This window comes from Pediococcus pentosaceus, assembly GCF_001437285.1.
GTDB lineage: Bacteria > Bacillota > Bacilli > Lactobacillales > Lactobacillaceae > Pediococcus > Pediococcus pentosaceus.
The window spans coordinates 285,942-295,919 of the sequence record NZ_JQBF01000003.1 but is presented as its reverse complement, the minus strand read 5'-3'; the positions used below and the strand labels follow the sequence as shown (position 1 = coordinate 295,919).

Here is a 9,978-nt window from a genome sequence, read left to right as displayed (position 1 = left end):
TGTTAGCGCTTTTGACAACTATTTAACTATACCATCGAGAACAATCACTGTCAACAACTTTTTTTAAATCATTTAACAAGTTTTTTAATTATCGATGTGCGCCTTATCAATGCCGCTCAAATATAATACCAAGTTTTCACACCTAACGTCAAGTAATTTTATGAAATTAATTTAATTTCTCTTTTTTCCATTGTTCCATGGCGATTTCTAAGGGTTTAAAACCACTAATATAATGTGCTTTGGTCCAATATTTCTTATGTCCAACATATAAGTTACTTGGCTTAGGATATTGGTGTAAATCTCCTTTAGTTTCCTTTAAAGAACGAATTGATAACGAAAACTTTTTATCACCATCATCCTCCATTACGATTGCTTTTATTTTTTCACCAATTGAAAAAGTGTTTCTCAGATTCTTTATATACCCGTCATCACATTCTGAAACATGAATTAAGCCTTTTCGTCCATTACGATCCAACACGAACACGCCATACGGCTTAATTCCAACTATAGTAGTTGAAACAATTTCTCCTAATCTATACATAATTAAAACCTCCAATACTTAATTTTACGGTAATATTCTTTTAAATACAAAATACTCTTTAGAATATGTAATAATATATAAGATACGTTCATAATTTGAAAGGAATGATATTTTGCAAGTTCTCATTGATTTTGTTTTACACATTGATTCTCACTTAGTAACCATTGTAAATAGTTTCGGAGATTTAACCTATTTACTCCTTTTTGCAATTATTTTTATTGAAACTGGGGCTGTAATTCTCCCCTTCTTGCCTGGCGACTCACTTTTATTCGCAGCTACCGCCCTTTCCGCAAAACCTGAATACGGACTACACGTTTGGATTTTTGTCGGGCTTTTCTGCCTAGCCGCTTTATTAGGAGATTCCTTAAACTTTTATCTAGGTAGACACGTTGGTATGGCATTAAGAAAACACCGTTTCTTTGGTAAATTCATTAGTGATGAAAAAATGGCTGAGGCTGAGCATTTTTTCGAAAAACACGGTAACATCTCAATTACTTTAGCACGTTTCATGCCAATCATTCGAACTTTTGCTCCATTTGTTGCTGCTGGTTCTAATATGCCTTATAAAGATTTCATTCGTTACAATATTATTGGAAATGTAGCTTGGGTTGCAATTTGCTGTAGTGCTGGATATTTCTTTGGTAACATTGCATTTGTAAAAGAGCATTTCTCGCTCGTAGTAATCGGAATCATCGTGGTTTCCCTAATTCCGGCTATTGTTTCCTTCGCCAAATCAAAAATAAAAAAGCAGGTCTAGTTGACCTGCTTTTTTACTACCCAAAATGAAATTGCTAAATATAACTCCAATAAACCGAACAAGAAAACAAAACAAATTGTAAAAAAGTTATCTGTTAAAACATTAATAATTGGGTCTGTAACGGGATTAAAAATCCAATAATTGTTATTAAAAAATGCCTGATGAAAGAGAACAAACCAATGGTCAAAATCTAAGCTTATAAAAATGACTACTAAAGGGATCAATATCATCGAGTTTTGTAATCCGCTAATTAATTCCCACCACTTCTTATTTTTAGCAATATAACGATATAGAATTTTTACCATACAAATAGAAAATACCATTACAATCGTATTTAGCATAAATAAATTTTTCACTTCCGCCATATGAACTAAACCATGTTCAGAAAAGGGAAAATCATCGAGTTTTAATCTATGGACCCATGGAAGCTCTAGATATGCAATCAATTGGTAATAATTAACCATAATTTTGTTTGTAGACATCCCTACCAGTTTAGTTAGATGCGCATTGATAGTGAACCTAAACAAAAAAATAGAATTAATTGTCAGAAAAATAGCACTACTTAACCCTGCTATATCCAATAGCAAGCTATATAATAATCTTTTCCAACATCCTATTGCCATTCATCAAAACTATCAACTTCATGAGTAGGTTTAATGTCTTGTTTTGCAACGAGCTCTTTAGTTGAAACTCCCGTATAGACAAGCAAAGTATCAATCCCAAAATTAATACCAGCGGAAATGTCGGTCATGTAATTATCTCCTACCATAACTACTTGATCCTTAGATAATCCAGTCACTGCTAAAGCTTTTTCCATAATAATGGTTTCAGGTTTACCTATATATAGGGCTTGTTGTTGCGTAGAACGTTCCAATAAAGCAATCACAGAACCCGCACCAGGTACTAATCCTCGTTCATTTGGTAAATTGGTATCAGCATTCGTACCAATAAACTTAGCGCCCTTTTTAATCGCTAACGTGGCAATTTCAAACTTGTGATATGTAACGTCATAGTCTAACCCAGCAACAACATAATCGGGATTATCTTCGTCCATCTCAAAACCTTTTGATAAAATAGCTCGCTTAAGTCCTAATTCACCAATAATATAAACTTTTCGATGTTTTTGATCAGCGATACCATCCAAATAGTCTGCCGTAGCCAAAGCGGCCGTGTATACATTGGATGCTTCTGCTTTGATATCATGATTGTCCCTTAAGTTCTTAGCCACATCTTCTGGTGTTTTGGTTGTATTATTAGTTAAAAAAAGGAATGGAATATTATGTTCTTGCAATCGTTCAATAAAGCGTTTAGCTGCAGGAATTTTTTCTTTTCCCCGATAAATGGTTCCATCTAAATCAATTAAATATCCGCCGTAACTATTAATCTTCATCTATTTCTTCTCCCTGATTGTAAATGTTTTTTGTCTTTTCTTCTTACCGGTCCCCACAACCTCGTTATTTCTCTTTGATACTGGTTTACGACTCTTTTTAGTCTTTTTAGGTTGACGCCCCTTACTGTTTTTCTTTCTAGGGGTAAGTTTCTTTTGCTCTCTCAACCACTTATTTTTAGCTCGTTCATTAATTTGCATGTTCCGTAAGATAAAATATGGGCAACCAAAGCCACAATACTCATTTAGGTAATCTTGAACTCTGCTAATCTTCATTTCACTAGGTGCTAACATATCATCAGCATAAAACCCCTTCAATCTTAGCTGTCCTGAACCTATATCTCCTACCAAAAAATCATACCTACTAAATAATCCTACAAACCGTTCTGCAAGTAACTCTTCATTAAAAGCTTCTCGATAGTTCACTTCTAGCCGATATTCATGGTCATTGATTAGAATTTCATCATCACTAACACGGTTAACCTTATTAATGACCGGTCTTCTCATTTCAGATAATTCTTCATTTGTTTTCTTACTCATCTAAATTCTCCACTCATCAATATAAAACTTATCCTAAATAAAAAAAGAAGAAAGGTCAACGCCTACTTCCTTTTTTGAAAATCAATTTTCTTACCATTGATGATTTGTTCTATGTCAGATTCTGAAAATGGCGCTCCAAATGGAATCGCATAATCTAAATAATCTTTTTCAGGAGTATCCACACCCACATTAATATTTTCCTTAATATTTACGCTGTAATGGTGGATATGACCATGTAAATTAATTACCTGTTTTACAATTCCTAACATTATCGGATAATGACTCATTATTAATTGGCGATGATTCATCTTAATGATAGTACCCACATCATGAAATTGAAATTTAGATTGTCCATTTAACAAATAATTATTAGCTTGAAGATATTTGAATAAACTTCGTGCGTCATGGTTCCCTTTAATTAAAACAATGTGACCATTTAAAGAATTCAATAATCTGAATATTTGTTCGTTAGCCCTTTTTTCAGGTCTCACAAAATTCAAAGCCACATCCCCTAAGTGATACACTGTATCCCGATCGGTCACTCGATCATTCCAATTTTTAATGATTGCTGCATGCATATCTTCGATATTGTCAAAATTGCGTGGAGCAAAGTCTTTATCTTTTAACAATTCTTTATGAAAAAAGTGTGTATCCGAGGTGAAAAATTTCAATCCATTAGCTCCCCTTTTTCCTTAATTTTCGCTACCGTAAACATTACACCGAACCAAATTAATGATCCAATTAAAGCAATCGCTGTTTCCTTTTGCAATAATAATACAACGCCCACGAAACTTAGGAAAGTTAATACAATATAATTACTAATTGGGAAAAATGGCATACTGAATTCTTTTTTAGCCTGCTTTTGACCTTTTTTATATTTCAAATGAGCTAAGACAATCGTTCCCCAGATAAACAAGAAACAGGTTGTCGCAATACTAGAAATTAGTGTAAATACTCCTTCTGGCATCAAGATATTTAAAATGACTGCTACTGCAATCACTAGCGATGATAACAAAATCGCATTTTTGGGCACTTGACTTTTAGACAAGGTACCTAGTCGTTTACCTAGTTTGTTTGAACTTCCATAGGTTAATGAGAATAGCATTCGTCCAGTTGTGAACAGTGAACTATTACATGCTGAAGCCGCTGCCGTTAGGACCACAAAGTTAATGATTCCACCTGCTCCTGGGATACCGATATTCTTAAAGACTTGTACAAAAGGGCTTCCATTGGGATTAATTTCATTCCAAGGATAGATTGCCATTAAGAAAAATAGCGCGCCAACATAAAAGATACCAATTCGCACTGGTATTTCATTAATAGCCTTAGGAATTACACTTTTAGGATCTCTAGTCTCAGCGGCTGTCATCCCTACCATCTCAATACCAACAAATGCGAATAAAACCATTTGAAAAGAAAGGATAAAGCCTTTCAATCCTTGCGGAAAAATACCGCCAAAATGTATTAAATTAGTAAGGTCGGCATGTCCTACGTTTGTTTTAGAGTGTAAAAGTACCATAATAAAACCAATGGCAATCAAAGCCACTATTGCAATAATTTTAATAATTGAAAACCAAAATTCAGTCTCTCCAAAAGCCTCAACCGTGATCAAGTTTAGCCCGATTAATAAAATAAGGATAATAAATCCTGGAATCCATTGTGGCACACTTGGAAACCAATACCTAACGTACATTCCGGTTGCCGTAATCTCAGCCATTGCAATCGTTATCCAGCAAACCCAATACGTCCATCCCGTGACAAATCCTACTTTTTTTCCTAAATATTTAGTTACAAAAGTTACAAATGAAGTTGATTCTAAATCTGATAACAGTAGTTCACCTAACGCTCGCATGAGCCAAAAACAAACCAATCCAGTTACAATATATGCTAATAGAATTGACGGTCCTGCTAAATGAATAGAACTTCCTGCCCCAAGGAAAAGCCCCGTTCCAATCGTTCCTCCAATCGCAATTAACTGAACGTGCCTGCTCTTTAAATTCCGAGCCAGCTCATTATTACCATTTTCTTCCATAATCAATTCCCCCCAGAAATGTTTCAAAAATTAAAAAATCATTAGACTTTTAATAGTCTAATGATACATAAAACTTTTTAATTAGTAAAACCTAAAATAAGTTCTTTTGAGCCCATTTCTTAAAATCTTGTAAGAAATCAAGCATTTTTTCTTGATTATTGAATTCTGGGAATTCTCCTAATAAAACTTGTTCTGCCTGTTTAGCACTAGCTCCAACCTTTTGTAAAATGAGAATTGACTTCTGCGCCTGTTCATCTTTAAACATTTTGGTAGGCAGATTCAAAATTGCTTGCAAATAAACTTTTTCGTGGAAAAATGATAATAATTTTTTAGCCTCTTGAGTTTGAAATAAATTACTTGGAACTAGGAAAACCCCATACCCTCCCGGTCGGATAGTCTTCATTGATTGCTCAATTAATAAATGGTGTACAAAAGAATGTCCCTCCTTGCTTCTCGTTTCAAAGCCTTTAGTCCGTTCGTCAATAGGATAATAGCCAACCGGCAAATCAGATACCGCAATATCAACATTCTTTACAAATAAATCATCAATACTGTCTTGATGGAAGAGCTCCACCTCTAGTCTTTCAAAAGTAAATGACATGCTAGCAATCGAAAGCATCGTATCATCATTATCTACACCAATTCCTTTAAAATTAATTCGTTTAGTTTGAAAATAATTTAAAATTGTTGATAGTAGATTACCTGTACCTACAGCGGGATCAAAAATTGTTAATTGATTTGAATCAACTTTTAAATTTTCAATAATGTAGTTAAAAAGCATTCCAACTGCTTCCGGTGTAAATTGATGATTTGCTTGAATTCGTTCTTCTTTGTTAGCACGAATCATAACCAATTGGATAGCTTTTCGTAATTCTTCCGGGCTATAATCATTGTACTTAAAACCTTCATATATTTTTTTTAATTCGCCAATAATTGCTTCGCTAGGCTTCCCGTCTTCAACATGAATTTGACCAGAAATTAGATTGTCACCTGTTTCAATAAATGCATCTAGAAAATCAACGTCCAATTCCTCTTTTAAAATTTCAATTGATTTCTCGAATGTTTTATAAATCTTTTCAATAGTTTCTGTATTCATTTATAAACTCCTCTTCACTAATAGCCACTTTCATTAAATTCAACCTTTACAGTATTACCTTTTAGGACTTTTATAGTCAAGTTATTATCATCATTTATTTTAACAGTTCCATATTTCGGATCATCTAAAAACCTTATTTTTTGTTTTCTATTCTCTAACACAAACTTATTTGCTAGAATCTTAGTCTTGGTTATTTGTTGTTCATCTTTTAACCTCAGTATTACTTGCCGCGCTTGCTCACCAATCAAGAGACTAATTCCAGATAAAAAAGATAAAACAAATAACGCCGTAATCATTGCACTACCGCTTTTTTTGAGGCGGGATATATACATATGAGATACTCTTCTTTCCATTTGAAACTAATTTAATTTGGATTAAATTTCTTTCTTTTTTAAAAAATACGTGTTGCACACCCAAAACTAGTGGCATATGTCCAGGTGTATATCTCAACATATCATGATTGACATAACTTCCTAGATAATAACGTTTCTCTTCAGTTTTGGAATATAGAGTTAATTGGTCACTTCTAACTTCAACCAATTCAAAAGCATGCTTTGGTGACTCCAAGTCTTGGACCACCTCTGTAATCTTCATATTAAAATTTTGTTGAGCCTTATTTTGAGCACTTTTAATTAAAAGTACTGCTAAATTAACAATTAAAAACATTATCATCATTGCTAATACAGCTTCCATTAATGTAAAACCACTCTTTTTATAACTTTTGTCTAATTTCATTTAATATTGTCCGCTCATAACTTAGTTCAATCTGTTCTCTATTTATTTTATCGTTCCACATATGCCATGAATTCAATATAACTGTGCCAAAGCCTCCTAATAAAAATAAACTAACGATTCCTTCGTATAACAGTGTTCCTTGTTTATTTTTCGGTAATTTCATAAACTCCCCAACCCATTTGTGCTGATAACTTATATTTAATTTTTCCATTGGATTCTAGCATCACATTGATTGGTGTGACCGTTCCATTTTTGCCAATATTAATGGTTCGATCATAAACCGGCTCCAATCCTTCAGGTAACTCCAGATGTTTTGAAATTTTATGACCATTCCGATAACACAAAAAAATTACCTCATGCAAATTCTTCTGAAAAGTTACCGTAGCTTTGTATCCATCATAAGCTGTTAGACGTTGTGTATCCTTCCAACTCATTTCAAATCTTCTAAAAAATATTTTTTCATTATTGGCGCTCTGAGCTCCTTTAAAACCACCATAACCCATTAAGATCGTTCCACTTGTTATTAAGAGAACGATCATCGTCTCTAATAGTGAAAATGCTTTTTTCAAATAACAGCTAACTTTAGCTTCCGACTGCATGTCCATCATTAATCTTAATGCCATTTCGATTAGCCTGTTGAACTTGTTTATCAGATAAGTAACCTTTGTCCTGTAATTCATCTAAGGACTTAGGCAACTCGTTGTATTCATTTTCGTACAAATCTACTTGAGTTTGAACCACTTGCGTCATCGCATCCCCTTGGATATGTCTAGCATTTTTCTTTTGACTAGTGACATTGGGTAGAATAATTAAAATTAATAATGAGATAATAAATAAGACGATGGTCATTTCAATCAAAGTAAAACCTTTTTTTATTTTCGCTTTCATTTTGACACTTCCTTCATTGAGTTATACATTGGCATTAAAAGATTCATGTACATCAAAACAATGACAATTCCGATTATGCCAAACAAGATTGGCTGGACAATTAAAATCATTCGTTCAATTTTTTAAATCAAAGTTTTGTATTTAATCATTGATAATGCATGCACTTCTTTTGATAATGTTTCTTTTTTACTCCCTTTACGCAGCAATAAGTCTAGCTCAATTGGTAAATAAACCGATTTCTTTATTACCGAACTAATATCTTGACCACTAGCCATGCTTTTTTCGACCCGTCGGCCAATTTGATGAAGTAAAGACTGGGAATCTAAAAGGTTTAAATACTTACAAACACTTCCCATCGACATACCGCTACTAATAAAAAATGATAAATTTGCTGTTATGTAGTAATGACAATATGTTTGATACAACTGGCCAAAGATTGGTATTCTACATAGTAAAGCGACTTGATTAGCCATACTTTTCTTTTTAAATTTTAGCCATAAATATAATATTCCTACTATAATTCCAAATAACATACCAATTATTACCAATTTAATCACTTGACTTTGAACACTTGCTGTCCCCGTATTCCAATTAGCCAGTTCATGCATAATATAAATTCGCATCCCTAGCATCGTTATTCCCAAGAATGCCATTAAAAAAACGGGATATTGAATTAATGACTTTAACTTCTTACATTGCTGACTTTGACTAGTAAAAATTTTAGCGATGGTTTCCAAGGTTTGCTCTAATCCGCCGTGTTGATCGGCAATTTCTAATTGATAATAGATATTAGTACTTACATACGGACCAAAAGCTGTTGAAAATGATTTACCACGCTGCAACTGATTAATCACCTTTTCCATGGGTTTAGCAATCGCTGGACGCATAATTCGAACAAATTCCACACTCTTGCGAATCGAAACGCCCATTTTCATTAAATCAACCATAGTTGAAAAAATAAACGCTTGATCATTTAATTGGATTCTATCCGTATTGGAAATCTTCAAATACTTCTTTAGTAATTTGGCCACTTTCCTTCCACTCCTCTAGTCGTTCTGTCCACTTCTTCTTTGTTCCTTTCAGGGCCGGATGGAATGATTTAATTTCTGCCATAATTTTTAAATCACCAACCTTAGCAGGAATCATTCTTTGATAGATAACTGCCGTTAAGGCTTCTTTTAAGTGCTCTTCTCGTACACCTAATTCAACAATTCGATTCCATACCCCTTGGGTACTTTTAGAGTGAACGGTGGTTAAAACTAAATGACCACTTAACGCAGCTTGAATCGCAATTTCTGCAGTTTTACCATCTCGGATTTCGCCAATAATAAAAACATCTGGTCGATTCCTTAAACCATTTTTCAGTAATTCTTGATAAGACATCCCCGATTTTTCATTAACTTGCAGTTGCAAAAAATTATGTTCGCGAATTTCTACCGGATCTTCAATTGACATTACCATCTTGGTTTCACTTAATTTACGGGCTACTTCGTAAATCAACGTTGTTTTTCCGGAGCCCATTGGACCTGAAAAAACCATTAATCCTCGAAGCTTAGTTGCTAGTTGGATTTTTTCCATACTTTCGCTATCCAAAATATGTTCATCTTGCTTTAGTACATATATAAAACGAATTACCATCGAAGGTCGATCCAAAAAATCGCCCACCGTAGATATTCGTAAATTAACTAATTCTCCCTGGCGGTTTAACCAAGTCATCGCCCCACTTTGTGGCCTTCGTCGCTCACTGATCCCCATATCAGCCCGATATTTGATATACATCATAATTTGTTCTGCTTCATCTCTATCAATCTGGGCAGACTTTCGGTACCCTCCCGCATCTCGATATAATAATTGATATTTATCAAATCGCGGCATAATGAATAAATCACTATCCCGATTGACAAGACACTCTTGGATGATTTGATTTAGCTTACTGGTTATATTCATCTCACGTCCTCCTCACCGTATATATACTCAAAAACAGAACATTTATTTTTTAATT

At 33.9% G+C, this 9,978-nt stretch carries 14 protein-coding genes; 1 reads left to right on the top strand and 13 read right to left on the bottom strand.

The features are described 5' to 3' along the window. Positions 1 to 166 precede the first annotated feature (166 nt). A complete protein-coding gene (locus tag IV86_RS04970; RefSeq protein ID WP_002834538.1) occupies positions 167 to 541 on the bottom strand; it encodes a S1 RNA-binding domain-containing protein in 375 nt (124 codons plus the stop codon). A 112-nt stretch (positions 542 to 653) separates the two neighbouring features. Here IV86_RS04970 and IV86_RS04965 point away from each other — a divergent pair, with 112 nt between their 5' ends. Continuing rightward, positions 654 to 1,298 carry a VTT domain-containing protein gene (locus IV86_RS04965; RefSeq protein WP_002834539.1) on the top strand — a complete coding sequence of 215 codons (645 nt, stop codon included), beginning with the start codon at positions 654 to 656 and terminating at the stop codon, positions 1,296 to 1,298. On the opposite strand, the gene IV86_RS04960 is transcribed toward IV86_RS04965, so the two are convergent. The 12 genes from IV86_RS04960 to comGA all read right to left on the bottom strand — a co-directional run bounded on the left by IV86_RS04960 (position 1,295) and on the right by comGA (position 9,923). Continuing rightward, positions 1,295 to 1,921, bottom strand: coding sequence for a TIGR01906 family membrane protein (locus tag IV86_RS04960; RefSeq protein WP_002834540.1), 627 nt, complete (start codon positions 1,919 to 1,921; stop codon positions 1,295 to 1,297). The genes IV86_RS04965 and IV86_RS04960 overlap by 4 nt on opposite strands. Then, positions 1,912 to 2,688: a TIGR01457 family HAD-type hydrolase gene (locus IV86_RS04955; RefSeq protein WP_002834541.1), complete on the bottom strand. Its 777-nt coding sequence runs from the start codon at positions 2,686 to 2,688 to the stop codon at positions 1,912 to 1,914. The genes IV86_RS04960 and IV86_RS04955 overlap by 10 nt, the downstream gene beginning before the upstream one ends. Further along, on the bottom strand, positions 2,689 to 3,225 hold the full coding sequence (locus tag IV86_RS04950) for a YutD family protein (protein WP_002834542.1): 537 nt from the start codon (positions 3,223 to 3,225) through the stop codon (positions 2,689 to 2,691). A 62-nt stretch (positions 3,226 to 3,287) separates the two neighbouring features. After that, the gene (locus IV86_RS04945; protein WP_029258063.1) at positions 3,288 to 3,896 is read right to left on the bottom strand and encodes a metallophosphoesterase; all 609 of its coding nucleotides are present in this window, start codon (positions 3,894 to 3,896) and stop codon (positions 3,288 to 3,290) included. Continuing rightward, on the bottom strand, positions 3,893 to 5,257 hold the full coding sequence (locus IV86_RS04940) for an amino acid permease (protein ID WP_002834544.1): 1,365 nt from the start codon (positions 5,255 to 5,257) through the stop codon (positions 3,893 to 3,895). Before IV86_RS04940 ends, IV86_RS04945 begins: the two co-directional genes overlap by 4 nt. A gap of 91 nt (positions 5,258 to 5,348) precedes the next feature. Beyond that, on the bottom strand, positions 5,349 to 6,353 hold the full coding sequence (locus tag IV86_RS04935; RefSeq protein WP_002834546.1) for a class I SAM-dependent methyltransferase: 1,005 nt from the start codon (positions 6,351 to 6,353) through the stop codon (positions 5,349 to 5,351). Positions 6,354 to 6,370: 17 nt separating this feature from the next. After that, entirely contained in the window at positions 6,371 to 6,649 is a 279-nt protein-coding gene (locus IV86_RS04930) for a hypothetical protein (RefSeq protein WP_036673347.1), read from the bottom strand. A gap of 4 nt (positions 6,650 to 6,653) precedes the next feature. Beyond that, positions 6,654 to 7,088 carry a competence type IV pilus minor pilin ComGF gene (locus tag IV86_RS04925; protein ID WP_011673564.1) on the bottom strand — a complete coding sequence of 145 codons (435 nt, stop codon included), beginning with the start codon at positions 7,086 to 7,088 and terminating at the stop codon, positions 6,654 to 6,656. Between the two features lie 143 nt (positions 7,089 to 7,231). Beyond that, entirely contained in the window at positions 7,232 to 7,711 is a 480-nt protein-coding gene (locus IV86_RS04915; RefSeq protein WP_229564061.1) for a type II secretion system protein, read from the bottom strand. Further along, positions 7,671 to 7,976 (bottom strand): competence type IV pilus major pilin ComGC, encoded by a 306-nt coding sequence (comGC, locus tag IV86_RS04910; RefSeq protein ID WP_002834551.1) that lies wholly within the window; start codon positions 7,974 to 7,976, stop codon positions 7,671 to 7,673. Before comGC ends, IV86_RS04915 begins: the two co-directional genes overlap by 41 nt. A 122-nt stretch (positions 7,977 to 8,098) precedes the next feature. Next, positions 8,099 to 9,007, bottom strand: a complete 909-nt coding sequence (locus tag IV86_RS04905) for a type II secretion system F family protein (RefSeq protein ID WP_232625430.1) — start codon at positions 9,005 to 9,007, stop codon at positions 8,099 to 8,101. Then, positions 8,961 to 9,923, bottom strand: coding sequence for a competence type IV pilus ATPase ComGA (gene comGA / locus IV86_RS04900; RefSeq protein ID WP_029258065.1), 963 nt, complete (start codon positions 9,921 to 9,923; stop codon positions 8,961 to 8,963). Before comGA ends, IV86_RS04905 begins: the two co-directional genes overlap by 47 nt. Between the last annotated feature and the right edge of the window lie 55 nt (positions 9,924 to 9,978).